Origin of the sequence: Brucella tritici, assembly GCF_008932295.1 — a bacterium.
GTDB classification, from domain to species: domain Bacteria; phylum Pseudomonadota; class Alphaproteobacteria; order Rhizobiales; family Rhizobiaceae; genus Brucella; species Brucella tritici.
The window spans coordinates 31,816-51,092 of record NZ_WBWA01000016.1; the positions used below are offsets into that span (position 1 = coordinate 31,816).

Here is a 19,277-nt window from a genome sequence, read left to right on the forward strand (position 1 = left end):
CTTTGGATGACAGGAAAGAACAACTCCCGTTTCGGCCCCGCCTCGTGTAAGCAAAGCTGACCACACCAAACAAGCAGATGGCAATGAGACGATTTTTCAACCTTGCGGCACTCGGAATTGCTCTGGCATTTCTATCGCCGGGCCAGATCAACCTTGCTTTCGCGGAAGAAAATCTTCCCCGCCTCCTGCCAGAGCCCGGCGTGAGTGCGCATGTCGAAAGACGCAAAGAGGGATATGTTCTGGTCCAGCCCGATGGATCGCAACTCGTTTTGCTGGATTCCGACTGGCTCAACGGGCTGGACGGGCCTGTCGGCTTTAAAACTGGTGATTACAATTTCGACGGCTACACCGACTTCGCTTTGAGCGCGCGGGAAGCGGGAAGCCTCGATGTCGGCGTTGCGATTTATCTCTTCAATCCGAAGGTCAAAGCCTTTTCTCCCCTGATAATCGAGGACGAACTCGGCGGGAAACTGAACTGCGGCGAGCTATGGAATGTCGAGCGCATCCCGGAGCGAAAGCTCATCAAAAGCAGTTGCAGTCTGGACGGGCATTATAGCCGGGTAGACATCCTGTCGATTGATCGCGACCAGACGGTGCGGCTTGTCGAACAGTCGCGCCCGGAAGAGCAGATGTTCGGTTGGCCCTACCTGACAAAACCCATGCGCATGGTCACCTATGACGCGCAGGGAAACAGCGTTCTTGAAGTGCCTCTGGCACCGGATGAAACGGAACAAGGCTGGGAAGTCCCGCGGGAAAAGCTGACCCTGTACAGCAATCCTGACCGGCAAAGCGCCACAAGCTCCCATCTGGCCAGAGGCGACAAGGTACGCAAACTTGCTTATGCCGGTGATGACTGGATGAAGATCGCCTATCAGGACAAAACCGGACCGCTGGAAGGCTGGATATCCCTGAAAGAAGCCTATGATCTTGCGGTATGGCAGGCCGATAACGGACAAAAGCCGCAATCTCTGGAGCTTGGTCTCGCGGATTACAGCGGGGTCGACAAGGATCAGGATTACTACAAGCACCTGTTCACTCTGACGCTGGCAAATGAAAGCCGCGAAGCCGTGGAACTGAGCTATGGCGAATTGCACCTGATTTTCACATCTGCCGACGGCCAGCAGACCACGCATAAGCTCTATGACCTCTTCAACAAGACCCTGGAGCCTGGAAAGAGCGAAACGCTCGACGATAATCCCGTCCAGAAGCGAAACGGCCAATATGTGATCTATCACCCTATTGATGATGACGACGCCTATTCGTCCTTCTTCCCGGAAGGACTGGCTGTCGGGAAATACAAGATTCGCCCTGTTGTAACTGGCCCCAACCTCAAGAACCCAATCTACGGTCTGGACGAGATCGAGATGAATTATCCGCCTGAACTACCGGACAGCCTGATCGAGCCGTGAACTGGCGCTTGAGCGTGCAAGTGCATCCAGCGCCATGCTCATCGGCAGAGCGGGCGCAAACAGGAAACCCTGCCCGCTGTTACAGCCAAGTTTACATAGCGTATCGCGGTCTTCCTCCGTCTCGATTCCCTCGGCAGTAACCTTGATGCCAAGGGCATCGCCAAGCTCGACCATAGCCCGCACGATATGCTGGTCGCCCTCGGAATCGGCGATACCGCGCACGAAAACCTTGTCGATCTTGATCTTGGTGATGAGCCCCTTCTTCAACGAGGCGAAGGTCGCAAAGCCGGTGCCGAAGTCGTCCAGCGCGATAGAGACACCGGCGTTCGACAACGCGCCCAGACTGTCGTTCATCCCGCGCTGATCGAAAGGCGTCTCCTCCGTAATCTCGATCTCGAGCATGGAAATCGTCAGATCACGCCGTTCCATCTGGGACAGTATTTCATGCGGGATCCGGCCGCCTGCCAACTCGCGCGGCGACAGGTTCATGGCGACGGTCAAATCGCTGCGTCCGCTCTCGGTGAGCTTGTCGATCATCTCGCAGCAATTGAAGAGCACATTATGCGTGAGTTGTCGCACCACACCCACTTCGCAGGCGACATCGATGATTTCCGGCGGGGGAATTGTGCCGTGCTGCGGATGATCCCAGCGCAGCAGAGCCTCGAAACCGATCATGCGCCCACTGGAGAGTTCCACCACCGGCTGGAAATAGGTTTGCACCTGCCCGGTTTCGATTGCGATGCGCAGATCGCGCTCGATGCTTTGCTTGCGCTCCCACTCGTGCTGAAGCCGCTTCTCGAAAAAGTAATATTCGTTGCGGCCGCGTTTCTTGGCGGCATAAAGCGCAAAGTCGGCGCGCAGCAGCATCTCGACCGGATCAAGACGCTCCAGCCGACAGATACCGACACAGGCGCCGATCTCCACCGACAGAATGCCCTCGTAATGGGCGGTCAGACTGCCGATAATGCGCGCGGCCACCAATCCGGCCTCGATCTTTGCCGGAGGCTCGGGATAGACGAGCACGAATTCATCGCCGCCGATACGCGCCAGAACGGAACGCTCCGGCGAGACCTGACGGATACGCTGCGCAATGGCGACAAGAAGATCATCGCCCACCTTATGGCCATAGGTATCGTTGACTGACTTGAACCCGTCCAGATCGATCAGCATGACGATGAACGGGCCTTCCTTCACAGGATAGAGGCAAATGGAGGTTTCAAGGCCGCGCCGGTTGAAGAGCCCCGTCAGCGGGTCTTCCTGTGATTTGAGCGCCATCTCGTCTGCAAGCTGCTTGGCCTCATGTTTCAGCCTGCTCGTCTGGATGAAGCGGTTCTGCCCCAAAAGTGCGCCGCGTGTAAGCCCGACCCAGAACAGCACCACGGCAACAGCAATGACGCCATATTGCAGGTCGGCCTGCAGGGCCAGACACACCACCGTCACGACAAGGGGCGGCGTTATGAAATTGATTGCAACGACAGCATAGGACGAGCCGTAGGTAACGGCGCCCGCGCAGATGCCAGCCAGGATGACCAGATAGACTGATGATTGGGGATCAGAGAACCCATGGGAAAGAATGGCAACGCCGGCCCAGACGACACCGGCCAGTGCGCCAAGCAGTTGAAAGCGGGCAAGCTGGCGCTGAAGAACTGCCATATTCTCAACGGGCGCAGCCGGGCTTCTATAATAGGCTATGGCATCGATAAAGCGCAGCGCATTGATGATATTGACCAGCACGAACCAGATAATGGGCATCCAGAAATGCCCGGCAGCAATCTGGACCAGCAATATGAGCACGGACAGAATCGTGCTGATAGGCATCGAAAAGCGCGCGCCGTCGCAAATCTCCCTGAGCTGGTCCGCAAGTATCTTGTCGGCTATCGGACTGTCCTGCCTGCCATATGCCGACCTGACCAGTTGAAGCCAATATTCAGTTCTCGACCCCATTTAAACGCCACCACTGGCCAGAGCACGTTCAGCTTTTTCGATCAGGACGCCCCTCCTGCCCTGATCAAAAAGGAATGACAGCAAACCTGCCCCCGATTGGCAAGTATAACATGCATACAATCTAAAATGCCAATGGTACGACAGTTCAATCAAGACGATTACTTTGGTGAAGAAGGCATGCCGGAGCATGCCCCCAAAAGTGGAACCGGTTTTGGGATCAAGGCATGCGAAAAAACAAAGAGATTGAGCATTTCCAGTTTAAACTGAAACATTGGAAATGCTCTAACGACAAGCTGATTGCGGCACGTTCTCAACAATAGTTAAGGCGCGCGCCCCGCAAACTACTCTGTCGGCTGCTCTTCCGCTGTCAGCAGCAGCTTGTCGATCCGACGCCCGTCAAGATCGACAATTTCAAACACCCATCCGTGCTTGACGAATGTTTCGCCCACATCCGGCAGATGCTTCATTTCCTCAAGCGCCAGCCCGGCAACAGTATTGTATTCCGCATCGTCGTCTATCGGGAACCGCAGAAACTCGGAGAACTCGTCAATCGGCATCCAGCCCGAAACGAGATAGGAACCATCCGCACGGCGCACAATTGCCTTTTCCTCGACGTGATCTTCCTCCTGCATCGCACCGATAATGGCCTCGATCACGTCGCCTGCAGTAATCACACCTTCAAAATGGCCGTACTCGTCATAGACAAGCACCATATGCGTTGGCGTACCGCGAATGGCTTCCACCACGTCAAGTGCGTCGGAAAAATCCGACACAACCGGAACGTCCCGCACGATTTCGCGCAGATTGACGCTGCCCTTCGAAGAGAGCTGATTGAAGAAGTCGCGCACCTGCAGGACGCCGATCACCTCGTCGGAATCCTCGCCGCGCACCGGAAGCCGCGACCGGCTTGTATTCTGCAACTGTTCGCGGATTTCATCGAAACTATCGTCTATATCGACCATTTCGACATCCATGCGCGGCGTCATCAACCCGCGCGCCGTACGGTCGGCCAGGCGCATCACGCCTGCGATCATACGGGATTCCCCCGTTTCGATCACGCCTGCGCTATGCGCTTCGGCAAGCACGGACTTGATCTCTTCGTCGGTCACGCCGTCGCTTGTCTTGCCCGACTGGCCGAGCAGCTTCAGCACCAGACGGCCCGAGGTATCGAGGAGCCAAACCAAAGGTGCTGCCAGCCTGGACAATAGCGTCATCGTCGGGGCGACGCGGCTTGCAACCGCTTCCGGCTCACGCAGCGCGATCTGCTTGGGCACGAGTTCGCCAACGATCAGCGACAGATAGGTGATGAGCACCACAACCGAACCGACGCCGAGCGCATCGGCAAGGGCTGGCGATAAACCTTGTCCCAGAAGCCAACCCGATAGGCGTGCGCCAAGCGTCGCGCCGGAAAATGCGCCAGACAGAATGCCGACCAGCGTAATGCCGATCTGAACGGTGGACAGGAAACGGCCGGGATTATCGGCAAGCTCGATGGCCATGCGGGCGCCGCGGCTGCCCTTGTCGGCCATTACCCTCAGTCGCGCCGGGCGGGAGGAAACCACTGCGAGTTCCGACATGGCGAGAACACCATTGAGGATCGTCAACAGCACGACCGTAATTATTTCAAAGTACAAAACTGCCCCTCGGGATCAGATAATCGGAATATAATGATAGAAAGGAACCGCCCCTCTTTCCAGAGGCCGCGACACAAAATACTGCGATACTGTCGGAATTGCAGTACTTATGTACTCTCTTCTCGCCAGCAGAAGCTGCCTTTTCTCTTCTTTCCAGTAAATGATTCACGATGCAGGTAAAACCGCAAAACCATCGTCTGGTCAGGCCAATTAGGTTTAATAACTGAAATTCTGGAGAGTCAGTCCGCCATGTAGCGGGTTTTTTGCTGCTCGCGCAAAATTGGCTTGACCAGAAACCAGCAGGCTTCTACTTCTTCCATTCATAGGTGACGAAACTTTGCGCGAGGGAGGAAGCGCGATGGGAGCATTGCCGTCAGCGACAGCGCGCGCCGATACCGCGCCTATCTTGCTCAAGCTGGATTCCGTTTCCAAAGAATTTCCGGGCGTCAAAGCCCTGTCGAATGTCAGCTTCGAATTGCGGGCGGGCGAGGTTCATGCCGTCTGCGGCGAGAATGGTGCGGGCAAGTCTACCCTGATGAAGATCGTCAGTGGCGTCTATCAGCCTGATGGCGGGACGATCCATTATCGCGACCAGACTGTCCGCTTTGCTTCCACGCTTGAATCGGAAGCGGCGGGCATCGCTATCATCCATCAGGAGCTGAACCTCGTTCCGCATTTGAGCGTTGCCGAAAACATCTATCTTGCACGCGAGCCGAAACGCGGTTTCTTCGTCGATCGTCGCAAGCTGAAGCAGGACGCGCAGCACTGCCTCGACCGGCTTGGCGTCAAGATCGACCCGTCCGCGCAGGTGCTGAACCTGTCGGTCGCACAATGCCAGATGGTTGAAATCGCCAAGGCACTATCGCTCAATGCCTCTGTCCTCATCATGGACGAACCGACCTCCTCGCTGACCGAGCAGGAAGCGCAGCTTCTGTTCAAGGTCATCCGCGAACTGAAGGCGCAAGGCACAGGCATCGTCTATATTTCGCACCGTCTCGATGAAATGGCGGAGATTGTGGACCGCGTCACCATCCTGCGCGATGGACGCTATGTCTGGACCAAGGACTTTGACGCTGTGACCGTCGATGAAATCGTGGCCGGGATGGTCGGGCGCTCGCTTGATGAAAAATTTCCGGAACCGACAAGAAAACCAACGGAGGAAGTCATTTTCTCCGTCGCCGGACTGACGCGGAACGGCGTCTTCGAGAATATCGGCTTTGAACTCAAACGCGGAGAAATCCTCGGCTTTGCCGGACTGATGGGTGCGGGGCGCACGGAAGTGGCGCGCGCTATTTTCGGCGCCGATCCGCACGATGCCGGAACCATCGTGCTCGAAGGCGGAACGCTTTCCATCTCCAGCCCCCGCGACGCCATCGAGGCAGGCATCGCCTATCTGTCGGAAGACCGCAAGGCGCAGGGACTGGCGGTCAAGATGCCGGTCGATGCCAATCTCACACTCGCCAATATGGAAGCGGTCAGCAGTGCCTATGGCGTGATCGATTTCGAGCGGCAACGGCAGGCCAGCCAGCGTTATGTCGATCTTCTCAATATCAAGACGCCTGGGCTGGCCCAGCCTGTTCGTCTGCTTTCGGGCGGCAACCAGCAGAAGATCATTATCGGCAAATGGCTGTTCCGCGAGCCGCGCATCATGTTCTTCGACGAGCCGACGCGGGGCATCGATGTCGGTGCAAAATTTGCGATCTACCAGATCATGGACGAACTCGCCGCGAGGGGCATCGGCATTGTGCTGATCAGTTCGGAACTGCCGGAAATTCTGGGGCTTTCGGACCGCGTGGCAGTCTTTCACGAGGGACGCATTACCGCCGTCCTGAACACGGCTGCGACATCGCAGGAAGAAATCATGACCTATGCCTCCGGTCGGGGCCGGCAGGACAAATGAGGACGCAGTAATGGCCGAAATCACTACGGACAAGCCCCAGCAGACGGCAAAATCCAAGGGGCTCAGCGACCGTCAGAAGGATATCATCCAGAAATTTGCGGCTGTCGGCAGCCTTATCATTCTGGCGGCGATCTTTTCCGTCACCAGCAGCGCCTTCATGACCGTCAACAATGCGATGACCATCGCCTTGCAGGTGACGTCAATCGCGTTTCTCGGCATCGGCGCAACCTATGTCATCATAACCGGCGGCATCGATCTTTCGGTCGGCTCGGTTCTGGCGCTTGCCGGTGTTGTGGCCGCACTTGCGGTCAAGGACCTTTCGATGCCCATCCCGCTCGCCATGCTGCTCGGCATATTGACGGGATCGCTCTGCGGCCTCATCAACGGCGTCGTCATCACAAAGCTCAAGCTGCCGCCCTTCATTGCCACGCTCGGCATGATGCTGATTGCACGCGGTGTCGCTCTTCAGATCACCGGTGCGCGCGCCGTCTCCGGCCTTGGCGAATCCTTCGGCGTGCTGGGCAACGGCTCGCTGTTTCGCATCGAGAGCATTGACGAACAGGGCTTTCCGGTCGTCACCTTCCCCGGCATCCCCTACCCGGTGGTGCTGATGATTGTGATCGCGATTGCGGCAGCACTCGTGTTGAACCGCACCGTGCTTGGCCGCCACATCTATGCCATCGGATCGAATGCCGAGGCTGCGCGGCTTTCGGGCGTCAACGTCGCCCGCGTAACGGCCTTCACCTATGTCGTATCGGGAACACTGGCTGGTCTGACGGGCTGCGTTCTCATGTCCCGCCTCGTGACTGCACAGCCCAATGAAGGCGTTGCCTATGAGCTCGACGCCATTGCGAGCGCGGTCATCGGCGGCACATCGCTCATCGGCGGCGTGGGTACGATTTCGGGCACGTTCATCGGTTCGTTCGTCATCGGAATCCTGCGGAACGGCCTCAACATGAACGGCATTTCCGCTTTCACACAGCAGATCATCATCGGCCTCGTCATTCTGGTCACCGTATGGATCGACCAGATGCGCAACCGTCGATGAGAGGGGAGACGGAATGCGTCTGGCATTCCGGAAAAGGGTAGAGCCAAGAGCTCGATAACAGGAGGAAAACATGCGTAAACTGGTTTCTGCATTGATGGCTTCGGCCTTTGTACTTGCGGGAGCGGCAAGCGCTTCGGCGGGCGAAATCGCCGTTATCGTCAAGACCGTGAATTCGACTTTCTGGCAGAACGTTCAGAAGGGTGCCGAAGCTGCGATCAAGGATTCCAAGGATCACACCATGACCTTCCAGGGTCCGGCGGCTGAATCGGCCATCGCCGATCAGGTGAACATGGTGGAAAATGCCGTGAACCGCAAAGTGGATGCAATCCTTCTTGCCCCGTCCGATCCGGATGCGCTGACGCCTGCCGTGAAGAAGGCGTGGGAAGCCCGAATTCCGGTCGTCATCATCGACTCGCAGCTCGCCGATGGCGCCGACAAATACTACCAGTCATTCCTCGCCACCGATAACCGCAAGGCCGGTGAAGCCGCAGCCAAGGCCCTGATCGACAAGGCAGGCACGACCGGCAAGATCGCCGTCATGTCCTATGTTGCGGGCGCTGGCTCGGAAATCGGTCGCGTCGGCGGCTTCGTGGACTACATCAAGGCCAATTCCAAGCTGGAAGTCGTCGGCCCTTACTACTCGCAATCGCAGATGGCGACGGCGCTTAACCAGACCACCGACGTTCTGGCGGCCAATGGCGACCTCGTCGGCATCTTCGGTGCCAATGAACCGACAGCCATCGGCATGGGTCGCGCGATCAAGCAGGCAGGCAAGTCCGGCAAGCTGACTGCCATCGGCTTCGACGGCAATCAGGACCTGCAGGAATTCGTCAAGGATGGTACGCTCAACGCCATCGTCGTTCAGGGTTCCTACCAGATGGGCGAAAAGGGCATCGAAACCCTGTTGAAGGTGCTGAACAAGGAAAAGGTCGAGAAGGTCGTCGATACGGGCGCTGTCGTCGTCACCAAGGACAATATCGACCAGCCGGAAGCCAAGAACGTGCTTTACTAGAGCGCATCCCGAAAAGTGCGAAACGGCTTTCGGAAAAGATGCGCATAAAAACAAATGATTAGAGCGCCAATCTGATCCAATCAGATCTGCGCTCTAAAACACGGCAACGAAGCTGCATGAAGAAGGGAGGCTTACGCCTCCCTTTTGTTTTCGCAACCCGGCTATTCCGCCGCTGAATAATGCCCCTGATCCAGCCCGGCCTGCGCAATATGCAGGCGCCTGTAGCGTCCGTCCTTCATAGCCAGAAGCTCGGCATGACTTCCCTGTTCGGCAATCCGCCCGCCTTCCACCACCAGAATGCGGTCGGCATTGACGATAGTTGCAAGGCGATGTGCGATCACCAGCGTCGTGCGCCCCCGCGAAAGCTCGGCGAGCGATTGCTGGATGGCACGTTCGGTTTCCGTATCGAGTGCGGAAGTCGCCTCATCGAGGATGAGGATCGGCGGGTTCTTCAGGAATATGCGCGCAATGGCCATACGCTGTTTCTGCCCGCCGGAAAGCTTGACGCCACGCTCGCCGATAACCGTGTCATAACCTTCCGGCAGATTGGCGATCACGCCATCAAGTCGCGCGCGGCGCGCAGCCTCGACGATTTCCGCGTCGGTCGCATCGAGACGGCCATAGGCGATGTTTTCGCGGATCGTTCCGGCGAACAGGAATACATCCTGACTGACAATACCGATATTCGACCGCAGGGACTTCAGGGTCATATCGCGAATGTCGATGCCGTCGGCAAGGATTGCGCCCTTCGTCACATCATAGAAGCGCGGCAGCAGCGAGCAGATCGTCGTCTTGCCTGCACCGGAAGGACCAACGAAGGCAATCGTTTCGCCAGCACGAATGGAAATATCGAGACCGTCGACAATGGGGCGCTCGGTGCTATAGCCGAAACTGACATCGCGATATTCGATATCACCGCTCAAACGTGCAACGGACTGCGCACCGGGGCGGTCTGCAATATCCGGGCGCGTGTCGAGAAACTCCGTGTAGCGCTGAAAACCGGCAATGCCCTTCGGATAGGTCTCGATGACCGAATTGATCTTTTCAATCGGGCGGAAGAACACATTCACCAGCAGCAGGAAGCCGACAAATCCGCCAGCCGTCAGTTCGCCGCGCACCACGAACCAGGCGCCTGCCAGCATCACAACGACCTGCACAAAGCGCATCGACAGATAGGACAGCGACATTGATGCCGCCATGATCTTGTAGGCGGCGAGCTTGGTGGTGAGATATTTGTTGTTGCTCTCCGCGAAAAGCTGGCGTTCATGATCTTCGTTCGTAAAGGCCTGAACGACACGGATGCCGCCGACATTCTCCTCGATACGGGCGTTGAAATCGCCGACGCGCCGGTAAAGAGCGTGCCATGTGTTCGTCATGCGCCCGCCATAACAGGCGGTGACATAGGCCGACAGCGGGACGATGACGGCAGTAATCAGCGCCAGCGGCGGATGCACCCACAGCATCAGGATAAAGGCGCCGATCAGGGTCATGATCGCGATGAAGACATCCTCCGGTCCGTGATGCGCCACTTCGCCGATCTCTTCCAAATCCTTGGTCAGTCGCGCCACAAGATGGCCGGTCTTCTGATTGTCGAAGAAACCGAAGGAGAGTTTCTGCAGATGATCGAAGGCCTTGCGGCGCATCTCCGTCTCGATCTTGATGCCGAGCATGTGCCCCCAATAGGTCACGATGACCTGCAGGAAGGCATTGACGACGTAAATGGCCAGCAGGCCGACCGCGGCAACGGCGATCACGCCGAGTTGGCCGGTCGGCAACAGCTTGTCGATGAAAAGCGTAACGGCGACCGGAAAGGCAAGCTCAAGCAGGCCGGAGGCCACCGCGCTGGTAAAATCCAGCGCGAACAGCCCACGATGCGGACGATAATATCCGGCAAAGCGTTTCAGCAATCCAGCCATGGCGCGGCTCCCTCAAGATCGTTCAAAGGGTGCCTAACTCATTCATCTCCCTAATAAAAGGGTAATTTGACCAAAGAATTCAAGATTTGAATGCTTCTGCTGCCTTTTGTCTGGGATTTCGCTATCCGGAATGATTTTCCTATGACGACCGCGTCATAATACGATCGTGGAAAATCATTCCCAAAACCATCATCGCAACGAACAACCAGACTTGCGGCAGCCCCATGGAAAGTGCGGACACGACAGGGCCGGGACAAAAGCCAGCCAGCCCCCAGCCCGCGCCGAAAATGGCAGAGCCGACAATCAGCCGCCGGTCGATTTCGGTCTTTTCCGGCAGATGGAAAGACTGGTCCAGCACCGGCCGCGCCATACGCCGCTGCAGCATCACGCCGGGGATAGCCACCAGAAGAGCGCCGCCGAGCACGAAGGCAAGGCTCGGGTCCCAGTGACCGCTGGTAACATTCAGGAAGCCCGTCACACGCGACGGATCGATCATGCCCGACAGAGACAGACCGAAACCGAAGATCGCGCCCGCAAGCAGCGTCATGGCCAGACGCGCATATGCCGACTGTTTCATAGGAGTGCTCCCGAAATGCTGGCAACCACGATGCCGGTTATGAGAAAGGTGAGCGTCGCAGCTATCGACCGCCTGGAAAACCGCGCCATGCCGAGAATGCCGTGACCGGATGTGCAGCCCGATCCCATCCGGGTTCCGATACCCACCAGAAGTCCAGCCACGACGATGACAGGCCAGGACATGGCCATTGTGACCGGGGGAAAGGAACCATAGATTGCAGCATAGATGATCGGCCCCAGAACGAGGCCGACAACAAAGACCGCATTGGCTGGAATCTGTTTGCCACCCAGAAGCCTTCCGACAATGCCGCTGATCCCGGCTATGCGCCCGTTGAACACGAGAAGCAGGACTGCGGAAAGGCCGAGCAGCATGCCGCCCGCCAGCGATTGCAGATAGGTTTCAATCATGACCGGGCCTCCGGTGTGCAGAAAATGCCGTAGAGCGCCTCGATGAGTTGTGCGGCCTTGGCTTCCGTCAGCCGGTAGAAAATCTGCTTCGCATCACGGCGGGTTTCGACGATGCCCGCTTCTCGCAGCACGCCCAGTTGCTGCGACAGCGTCGGCTGGTGAATGCCAAGCGCTTCCTCCAGCTCTCCAACCGAATATTCCCGTTCTGCAAGCGTACAGGCCAGCATAAGCCGCGCCGGGTGCGACAGCGTCTTGAGGAGTTCGGCAACCTCGGTTGCCCGCCCCTCCATTTCCGTGCGCGTTATCTTGTTTTCATGAGCAGGCACGCCGCCCGAAGTCGCATCCATCTTGGCACCTCATCATCAATATACAATTAAATATAACGTATATTGATTTTTACAAGAGGGACCAGATCAAAAAAGCCGCCGTTCAAAACTAAACGGCGGCTTTGAGCTTAGAGCGCGTTTCGATCTGATTGAATCAGACCGGCGCTCTAACTGTTTGTTTTAGCGCGCATCATACCCGAAACCCGTTTCACACTTTTCGAGATGCGCTCTAATTCCGGAGGAATGACTGAACGGCAGCCAGTTCCGTCTGGCGCAATTCGTGCCCGCCCGGATGCCAGACCAGCTCGACCGTGGCTTGCTGGCGCTCGAAATAATGTGCAAGCGCTTCTGTCTGATCCGGGGGGCAGATGGGGTCCATCTGCCCGGCAGTCATCAGAATTTTCGCACCTTTAAGCGCCGGATTGTCCTTCGGCCTGAATGGCAGCAGCGGATGCAGAAGTGCTGCCTTGTCGAACACGCTGCCTTTCTCGATCAGCAGGTTCGCCATGATATTGGCGCCGTTGGAATAGCCGAGCCCGATCACTTCGGATGGCTTGTGCTCAGCCACAAGTCCTGCGATGAAACCGGCCATCTTGTCGGTGGCGCGAGCAAGGTCGTCCATATCGTAGACGCCCTCGCCCGTCCGACGGAAGAAGCGTGCGGCGCCATATTCCGAAACGTCACCGCGTGGCGACACGATGGTCGCTTCCGGCAAAAGCTGTTCCGCCAGACCGAAAAACTGGTTCTCATCGCCGCCCGTACCGTGAAACACGATGAAGAGCGGCGCTCCGTCCGTACCGGCCTTCAGCCGGTGCTCATAGGTTTGGATGGTCATGTTCGATCTCCTGTCCCGACGTCTTCAAATCTTGTCCAGATGCTCTTCGAGATAGCCGCGCAGATGCTGATGCTGCTCCGGCAACTTCAGCGCTTCGCCGAGATGGGCCGTATCCTCGTCGCGGTCGAAACCGGGTTCGTTGGTCGCCACCTCGAACAGCACACCGCCCGGCGTGCGGAAATAGATTGCCCAGAAGTAATCGCGGTCGATGACAGGCGTGACGTGATAGCCCGTATCCATCAGCGCCTTGCGCACTTCCAACTGCTTCTCGCGGTTTTCGACGGCAAATGCCACATGGTGCACGGAACCGGCGCCCTGCTGGTTTCGAGCAACCGCTGGCAGGGTTTCCAGATCGATGACGCCCGCACCATTGCCTTCCGGCATGATGAGACGAGTGACACCGTCCTTTGCATCGAGCTTCTGGTATCCCATATATTTCAGCAGTTCCGAGGTCGCGCCTTCGTCGCGAAGCCGCATCGAGACAGAATGAAAGCCACGGATAGCGTGATCGGCATCGATCCCTTCATGCTCCCATGGCGCACGCGGGTCGTCCTTCACTTCAACCAGGGCAAAGCTGTCGCCATCCGGTCCACGGAAATGGATACGCTTTTCGCCGAAAGCCTCGTCTTCGGATTCCACCTTGACGGCAGATTGCCCGAAACGATCCTTCCAGAAGCCGAGCGAACCCTGCGGCACGGCAAATACAGTCGTCCCCACCTCGCCAGTGCCGTCGCGTCCACGTGGCATACCGGGAAATGGGAAATAGGTCATGACGGTGCCGGGCGTGCCCAGCTCATCGCCATAATAGAGATGATAGACACTCGGATCATCGAAATTGACAGTCTTCTTGACGCGGCGCAATCCCAGAACATCGGTGAAAAAGCGGTTGTTGGAACGCGCATCGGCGGCAAGCGAGGTAACGTGGTGGAGGCCCTTGATCTGATTAAGCATGGCTATCTCTCCTGTTGTGTTACCGCCAATATAGCCATCAGCATGAGTATTGAAATATTGACAATCATGCACAGATTGTATCGATTTCAGATACAGTTACAGGGGATGGCGATTTCCATCTGGACGTAGCACCCATTCAAAGTTTAGCTAGGTGCAACAGCAATATAGAAAGGTTCCCCATGGCGTCCGGCTTGTTCGCGCTTCTCGATGATGTCGCAGCCATTGCGAAAATGGCGGCAGCTTCGCTCGATGACGTTGCGGGACAGACGGCAAAGGCCAGCGCCAAGGCGGCAGGCATCGTGATCGACGATACGGCCGTTACGCCCAAATACGTCGTGGGGCTTAAGCCGGAACGTGAGTTGCCGGTCATCTGGAAAATCACCAAGGGATCGCTGCGCAACAAGCTTATCTTCCTGCTGCCGCTGGCGCTCATCCTCGGCTATTTCGCCCCCTCCTTCATCATGCCGCTTCTGATGATCGGCGGCGTGTATCTGGCTTTTGAAGGAACGGAAAAGCTGGTGGAGTTCTTCATCCCGCACAAGGAAGAGGAACATGAGGAAACCAAGGGCACTACCGCCAAGGAGATCGAGGAAACAACCGTCAGCGGCGCGATCCGCACGGACTTCATCCTGTCGGCGGAAATCATGGCGCTGACGCTGGCGGGGCTTGCCCCGTCAAGCATTTATACGCAGGCGGCCATCCTCGCGGCAGTCGGCATATTGATCACCTTCGCCGTCTATGGCGTGGTCGGCATCATCGTGAAACTCGATGATATGGGCGTTTCGCTTGTGCGCAACAGTCATACGGCTTTTGGCAGGCAGCTCGGCAAGGGGCTGGTTGCGGGCATGCCCATTATATTGAAGATTCTGAGCACTGTCGGCACCATCGCCATGCTCTGGGTCGGCGGCAGCATCATCGTACACGGGCTGGATTCCATCGGCATCCATAGCGTTGAAGCCTTCATCCATTCCATCGTCTCGCATCTGCCGACCGAAGGCACCCGATTTTCAGCCGCCTTCGAATGGATCGCCACCTCCTTCCTGCAGGCCGTGCTCGCCATCCTGATCGGCATTGTCGTTGTGATCGCCGTCAACATCTTCAAGGCCCTGAAAGCGAAGGCCTAGAGCGCGTTTCGATCTGTTTGCTTTCACGCATGTCTTTATCCCGAAACCGGTTCCCACTTTCGGGAGCCATGCTCTAACTTCAGGCCAGATAGCGTTTGAACCATTCGATTGTCCGGTCCCATGCGAGCTTCGCCGCCGCTTCATCGTAACGTGGCGTGGAATCGTTATGGAAGCCGTGATTGACGCCCGGATAGATGTAAGCCTCGTAGGTCTTGCCGTTCTTTTTCAAGGCTTCCTCATAAGCGGGCCAGCCCTCGTTGATGTTCGTATCGAGTTCGGCATAGTGCAACAAGAGCGGCGCCTTGATGCGCGGCACTTCATCCGCCGGGGCCTGCCTGCCATAGAAAGGCACGGCGGCTGCGAGTTCCGGAAAGGCGACCGCCGCCGCATTGGCAACACCGCCGCCATAGCAGAAGCCGGTAATACCGACCTTTCCGGTTGTCAGATCGCTTTTCATCATGAAATCGACCGCCGCAAAGAAGTCGTTCATCAGCTTGGTCGGATCGACCTGTTGTTGCAATTCACGGCCTTTGTCGTCGTTACCGGGATAGCCTCCAACCGAAGTGAGGCCATCGGGCGCAAGCGCGATGAAACCGGCCTTTGCAACCCGGCGGGCGACATCTTCGATATAAGGATTGAGGCCCCGGTTTTCATGCACCACCACCACGGCAGGCAGCTTGCCTTGCAGCTTGGCCGGTTTCACCAGATAGGCTCGGACCTCCCCATTTCCTTCCGGCGACGGATAGGTGATGTATTCAGGATGGATATCTGGATCGGTGAATTCGACTTGTTGCGCCATCGCATAATCGGGACTGAGCGAGGCTAGTATGGTTGTTGCCGTCATGGTGCCGACCGCAAATTTTGCGGCCCGATCCAGAAACTCGCGTTTGGTTATCCGGCCATGGGCATAGAAATCGTAGAGTTCGAGAAGTTCTTGCGGGAAATCCTTCGCCATCAGACGTGTCATGGTCAGCCCTTCCTCTCAAAGAAGGGCAGTTTAGCACAGGGCGAAACAGCGTAAACGCTAGTGTGGCAAATCCGAAATTCGCATCACTCTGGAGCGGAGTTGCGAACGAATTTCGGATTCAAAGCCACACTAGGAACCCAATGAATCCAGTGTGGTTTGCGGATTTGAAGTTCCTGGACGATGATGCCATGCAAATGACAGGAACTTCAAATCCACCACACTAGCCGTCCCGCGCCCCGAAGGGTGCGGGACCGGAACAATCAGCGATAGACGATACCGCCGTCCGTCAGGATGGCCTGACCGGTGATGTAGTCGGAATCCGGGCTTGCGAGGAACGACACCAGAGCCGCCACATCGTCCGGCGTCTGGGCACGGCCAAGCGCGATCCCTTCCACGTATTTCTGGTAGGTCTCGCCTTTCGGCGCACCGGTGATTTCCGAGAAGCGTTCATCAATCTCGACCCACATATCGGTGCCGACAATGCCGGGGCAATAAGCGTTCACGGTGATCCCGGCGCTCGCATATTCCTTGGCCGCAGCCTGGGTCAGCGCGCGCACCGCGAACTTTGTCGCCGAATAGACGCCCAGCATCGCAAACCCGTCATGGCCAGCAATGGAAGAGGCATTGATGATCTTGCCCTTCTGCTTGCGTGCCTTGAACTTGGCAGCCGCTGCCTGAATGCCCCACAACACGCCATCGACATTGATGCGGAAAATCCGCTCGACCTCTTCAGGCTTGACGTCGGCTATGGGTTGAACCTGCGCGATACCGGCATTGTTGACGATGACGTCAAAACCGCCAAGCGTCTTTTCCGCATGGTCAATCGCAGCATAGACATCGTCGCGCTTGCTGACATCGGCAGAGAAGGTGGATGCCTTGCGACCCAGCGCCTCGACCTCCTTCTTGACCGCATCCAGCTTGTCGGCCTTCAGGTCAACCAGCGCGATATCGAAGCCGTCCTTGGCCAACCGCAGCGCAATACCGCGTCCAATGCCCTGTGCTGCGCCCGTAACCAGAGCAACTTTACCGTTTACCGACATGATTCATCCTTTCCTGAGTGATTGGTGAATGGCAATGCATCGCGTCCCATCAGCAATATGGAACACGCGCCTGCCCCGTCACCCCCAAGTCAACTCCCATCAGGATCAGATTTCATTGATTGCGATCAACTTTACTAAATTAGCTTGTCTATTGAAGTATCAGCTTCCGTCGGCTGCTTGCAGCAATTCCAGTGCGAGCTTTCGCGCGCCCGCAGAAATATCGGGGTTGAAGACCAGCCAGTAACCCTTGTCGCTCGTCTGCGACACCTCGCAAGCATGAACAAGCTGTCCGCGCTGCACAGCCCCGTCGATCAGCCCCGCCCAGCCAAGCGCCACGCCCTGATCGGCAATGGCTGCCTCGATCACCAGATTATAGGTATTGAAGACCAGCCCGTAATTGCCGTCCTCTATGTCTTCATCGATAGCATCAAGCCATGACTGCCATGTGAACCAGCGATCACCCTGCAACGTATCCAGATGCAGAAGCGAAGCGGCGCCGAGCCGTTTCCCACCGGGAAAAGGACCATGCTCGGCAAGATAGGTCGGCGAACAGACCGGCACGACTTTTTCGCCGATGAAAGCGATAGCGTCCTTCGGGAAATCCTCGCGACCGCCGAACAGCACCGAAATATCCGCGTCACGCCGGTCGAGCGGCTGAAGCATGGATGATGCCGTGATGCGCACATCCACCTCTGGATGTTTCGGGCGAAACTGCGCAACACGCGGCATCAGCCAGAATGTCGCGAAGCCATAGTCGGTCGCGATCCGTAGTCCCGGTGCGCGCTGGCGGCGTTTGATCTGCTGCACCGCCTCATCGATTCCATCGAGACCGGAGCGCACGGCCTCATAAAGAATGCGACCCTCGGGCAATATTTCGACGCCGCGGGCCCGCCGCGCGAACAGCGCAACGCCCAGACGCTCCTCGATGCGTTTTATCTGATAGCTGACCGCCGGTTGCGTCATGCCGAGTTCACGCGCTGCAAGGGTCAGATTTTCCAATCGCCCCACCGCTTCGAAAACGCCGAGGCTGCCAAGGTCCCAGGATGGAGAAACCATAAATACTTTCTATAGCTTCGATAAAAAATGAATGGGTTTTTCCATAGCCTAAATGATGTTCTCCTTAAAGTAGGAATACGAGACATAACTGGTCTTAATCTATAGGAGGGGTCACCAAATGCGCTATTTAAAGATTGCGGCACTGGCGTTCACGGCACTGGCGGGGCTTTCAGGAGCGGCTTCCGCTGCCGATCCCGCAGCTTGCGAAACCATCCGGCTGTCCGATCCGGGCTGGACCGACATCACCTCCACCAACTCCGTCGCAAGCGTGTTGCTGGAAGGCCTTGGCTACAAGCCCGACGTAAAGACCATGTCCGTGCCAATCGGCTATGAGGCGCTCAAGACCGGCAATCTTGACGTCTTCCTCGGCAACTGGATGCCCGCACAGCAGAAGTTCCGCGACGATCTCGACAAGGCGAAAGCCGCCGAAGTCATCGTCAAGAACCTCGAAGGGGCGAAGTTCACGCTGGCCGTGCCGGATTATGTGGCAAGCGAGGGCGTGAAGGACTTTGCCGACCTCGCCGCCCATGCGGACAAATTCGGCAAGGAGATTTACGGCATCGAGCCGGGTGCGCCTGCCAACCAGAACATCCAGAAGATCATCGAGGATCAGAAGTTCAAACTCGATGGCTGGAAGCTGGTGGAATCGAGCGAGCAGGCCATGCTCGCGCAGGTGGACCGCAAGAACAAGGACAAGGCGTGGGTGGTGTTCCTGGCCTGGGCGCCGCACCCGATGAACAACAAGCTCAAGATCGAATATCTGGCTGGCGGCGATAACTATTTCGGCCCGAATTTCGGCGGCGCGGAAGTCTACACGCTTGGCCGCACCGGCTGGGCCGCACAGTGCCCCAATGCTGCAACCTTCTTCAAGAACCTCACTTTCACCGTCGATATCGAGAACGAGCTGATGGGCAAGATTCTGGATGAAGGCGCGGAAGGCCCGGCGGCGGCAAAGGAATGGCTGAAGGCGCATCCGGACCAGATCGACAAGTGGCTTGCGGGCGTCACCACATTTAAGGGCGAACCAGGCGTGGAAGCCGTCAAGTCAAGCCTCGGTCTTTGACCGCGAACAACACGCAGTTTGCAGGCGGGCGTTCCGGCGCCCGCCGTTTCGCGTCCCCACATTTGCCA

General features: G+C 57.2%; 17 protein-coding genes. 6 read left to right on the top strand and 11 right to left on the bottom strand.

The window, feature by feature from the left end; translation table 11 throughout:
• Positions 1–83 precede the first annotated feature (83 nt).
• Positions 84–1,409, top strand: a complete 1,326-nt coding sequence (locus tag F9K91_RS16165; protein ID WP_235913100.1) for a hypothetical protein — start codon at positions 84–86, stop codon at positions 1,407–1,409.
• Here the strand turns inward: F9K91_RS16165 and F9K91_RS16170 are convergent.
• Positions 1,383–3,353, bottom strand: a complete 1,971-nt coding sequence (locus tag F9K91_RS16170; protein ID WP_151556636.1) for a putative bifunctional diguanylate cyclase/phosphodiesterase — start codon at positions 3,351–3,353, stop codon at positions 1,383–1,385. The two genes, F9K91_RS16165 and F9K91_RS16170, sit on opposite strands and share 27 nt — an antisense overlap.
• Before the next feature lie 341 nt (positions 3,354–3,694).
• Positions 3,695–4,987: a hemolysin family protein gene (locus F9K91_RS16175; protein ID WP_151556635.1), complete on the bottom strand. Its 1,293-nt coding sequence runs from the start codon at positions 4,985–4,987 to the stop codon at positions 3,695–3,697.
• A 358-nt stretch (positions 4,988–5,345) separates the two neighbouring features.
• On the opposite strand from F9K91_RS16175, the gene F9K91_RS16180 reads away from it, so the two are divergent.
• The 3 genes from F9K91_RS16180 (at position 5,346) to F9K91_RS16190 (ending at position 8,947) form a co-directional block, all read left to right on the top strand.
• Complete coding sequence (locus F9K91_RS16180) at positions 5,346–6,887, top strand: sugar ABC transporter ATP-binding protein (protein ID WP_151678206.1); 1,542 nt, start codon at positions 5,346–5,348, stop codon at positions 6,885–6,887.
• Between the two features lie 10 nt (positions 6,888–6,897).
• Entirely contained in the window at positions 6,898–7,935 is a 1,038-nt protein-coding gene (locus tag F9K91_RS16185) for an ABC transporter permease (RefSeq protein ID WP_109987462.1), read from the top strand.
• Between the two features lie 70 nt (positions 7,936–8,005).
• Positions 8,006–8,947, top strand: a complete 942-nt coding sequence (locus F9K91_RS16190) for an ABC transporter substrate-binding protein (RefSeq protein ID WP_151556632.1) — start codon at positions 8,006–8,008, stop codon at positions 8,945–8,947.
• Positions 8,948–9,108: 161 nt separating this feature from the next.
• On the opposite strand, the gene F9K91_RS16195 is transcribed toward F9K91_RS16190, so the two are convergent.
• From F9K91_RS16195 to F9K91_RS16220, 6 genes are all read right to left on the bottom strand, one after another.
• Entirely contained in the window at positions 9,109–10,863 is a 1,755-nt protein-coding gene (locus F9K91_RS16195; protein WP_151678207.1) for an ABC transporter ATP-binding protein, read from the bottom strand.
• A 139-nt stretch (positions 10,864–11,002) separates the two neighbouring features.
• Positions 11,003–11,440 (bottom strand): YeeE/YedE family protein, encoded by a 438-nt coding sequence (locus F9K91_RS16200; protein ID WP_151556630.1) that lies wholly within the window; start codon positions 11,438–11,440, stop codon positions 11,003–11,005.
• Positions 11,437–11,847 (bottom strand): YeeE/YedE family protein, encoded by a 411-nt coding sequence (locus F9K91_RS16205; RefSeq protein WP_151556629.1) that lies wholly within the window; start codon positions 11,845–11,847, stop codon positions 11,437–11,439. The genes F9K91_RS16200 and F9K91_RS16205 overlap by 4 nt, the downstream gene beginning before the upstream one ends.
• On the bottom strand, positions 11,844–12,194 hold the full coding sequence (gene bigR, locus F9K91_RS16210; RefSeq protein WP_151556628.1) for a sulfite-sensing transcriptional repressor BigR: 351 nt from the start codon (positions 12,192–12,194) through the stop codon (positions 11,844–11,846). Before bigR ends, F9K91_RS16205 begins: the two co-directional genes overlap by 4 nt.
• A gap of 208 nt (positions 12,195–12,402) precedes the next feature.
• Positions 12,403–13,008, bottom strand: coding sequence for an alpha/beta hydrolase (locus F9K91_RS16215; protein WP_151678208.1), 606 nt, complete (start codon positions 13,006–13,008; stop codon positions 12,403–12,405).
• A gap of 24 nt (positions 13,009–13,032) precedes the next feature.
• Positions 13,033–13,959: a VOC family protein gene (locus tag F9K91_RS16220; RefSeq protein ID WP_061347764.1), complete on the bottom strand. Its 927-nt coding sequence runs from the start codon at positions 13,957–13,959 to the stop codon at positions 13,033–13,035.
• A gap of 179 nt (positions 13,960–14,138) precedes the next feature.
• Here F9K91_RS16220 and F9K91_RS16225 point away from each other — a divergent pair, with 179 nt between their 5' ends.
• Positions 14,139–15,083, top strand: a complete 945-nt coding sequence (locus F9K91_RS16225) for a DUF808 domain-containing protein (protein ID WP_151651612.1) — start codon at positions 14,139–14,141, stop codon at positions 15,081–15,083.
• A gap of 79 nt (positions 15,084–15,162) precedes the next feature.
• On the opposite strand, the gene yghX is transcribed toward F9K91_RS16225, so the two are convergent.
• From yghX to F9K91_RS16240, 3 genes are all read right to left on the bottom strand, one after another.
• Positions 15,163–16,050, bottom strand: coding sequence for a YghX family hydrolase (gene yghX, locus F9K91_RS16230; RefSeq protein ID WP_151678209.1), 888 nt, complete (start codon positions 16,048–16,050; stop codon positions 15,163–15,165).
• Between the two features lie 260 nt (positions 16,051–16,310).
• The gene (locus tag F9K91_RS16235; RefSeq protein WP_151678210.1) at positions 16,311–17,090 is read right to left on the bottom strand and encodes an acetoin reductase; all 780 of its coding nucleotides are present in this window, start codon (positions 17,088–17,090) and stop codon (positions 16,311–16,313) included.
• Between the two features lie 159 nt (positions 17,091–17,249).
• Entirely contained in the window at positions 17,250–18,146 is an 897-nt protein-coding gene (locus F9K91_RS16240) for a LysR substrate-binding domain-containing protein (RefSeq protein WP_151678211.1), read from the bottom strand.
• 118 nt (positions 18,147–18,264) lie between these two features.
• On the opposite strand from F9K91_RS16240, the gene choX reads away from it, so the two are divergent.
• A complete protein-coding gene (gene choX / locus F9K91_RS16245; RefSeq protein ID WP_151678212.1) occupies positions 18,265–19,209 on the top strand; it encodes a choline ABC transporter substrate-binding protein in 945 nt (314 codons plus the stop codon).
• The last annotated feature ends 68 nt before the right edge of the window (positions 19,210–19,277 follow it).

Excerpts from the sequence above, each read along its gene's own strand:
- F9K91_RS16165 (WP_235913100.1), top strand. The coding sequence starts at position 84 with ATGAGACGATTTTTCAACCTTGCGGCACTCGGAATTGCTCTGGCATTT.
- F9K91_RS16170 (WP_151556636.1), bottom strand. The coding sequence starts at position 3,353 with ATGGGGTCGAGAACTGAATATTGGCTTCAACTGGTCAGGTCGGCATAT.
- F9K91_RS16180 (WP_151678206.1), top strand. The coding sequence starts at position 5,346 with ATGGGAGCATTGCCGTCAGCGACAGCGCGCGCCGATACCGCGCCTATC.
- F9K91_RS16185 (WP_109987462.1), top strand. The coding sequence starts at position 6,898 with ATGGCCGAAATCACTACGGACAAGCCCCAGCAGACGGCAAAATCCAAG.
- F9K91_RS16190 (WP_151556632.1), top strand. The coding sequence starts at position 8,006 with ATGCGTAAACTGGTTTCTGCATTGATGGCTTCGGCCTTTGTACTTGCG.
- F9K91_RS16195 (WP_151678207.1), bottom strand. The coding sequence starts at position 10,863 with ATGGCTGGATTGCTGAAACGCTTTGCCGGATATTATCGTCCGCATCGT.
- F9K91_RS16200 (WP_151556630.1), bottom strand. The coding sequence starts at position 11,440 with ATGAAACAGTCGGCATATGCGCGTCTGGCCATGACGCTGCTTGCGGGC.
- F9K91_RS16205 (WP_151556629.1), bottom strand. The coding sequence starts at position 11,847 with ATGATTGAAACCTATCTGCAATCGCTGGCGGGCGGCATGCTGCTCGGC.
- bigR (WP_151556628.1), bottom strand. The coding sequence starts at position 12,194 with ATGGATGCGACTTCGGGCGGCGTGCCTGCTCATGAAAACAAGATAACG.
- F9K91_RS16215 (WP_151678208.1), bottom strand. The coding sequence starts at position 13,008 with ATGACCATCCAAACCTATGAGCACCGGCTGAAGGCCGGTACGGACGGA.
- F9K91_RS16220 (WP_061347764.1), bottom strand. The coding sequence starts at position 13,959 with ATGCTTAATCAGATCAAGGGCCTCCACCACGTTACCTCGCTTGCCGCC.
- F9K91_RS16225 (WP_151651612.1), top strand. The coding sequence starts at position 14,139 with ATGGCGTCCGGCTTGTTCGCGCTTCTCGATGATGTCGCAGCCATTGCG.
- yghX (WP_151678209.1), bottom strand. The coding sequence starts at position 16,050 with ATGACACGTCTGATGGCGAAGGATTTCCCGCAAGAACTTCTCGAACTC.
- F9K91_RS16235 (WP_151678210.1), bottom strand. The coding sequence starts at position 17,090 with ATGTCGGTAAACGGTAAAGTTGCTCTGGTTACGGGCGCAGCACAGGGC.
- F9K91_RS16240 (WP_151678211.1), bottom strand. The coding sequence starts at position 18,146 with ATGGTTTCTCCATCCTGGGACCTTGGCAGCCTCGGCGTTTTCGAAGCG.
- choX (WP_151678212.1), top strand. The coding sequence starts at position 18,265 with ATGCGCTATTTAAAGATTGCGGCACTGGCGTTCACGGCACTGGCGGGG.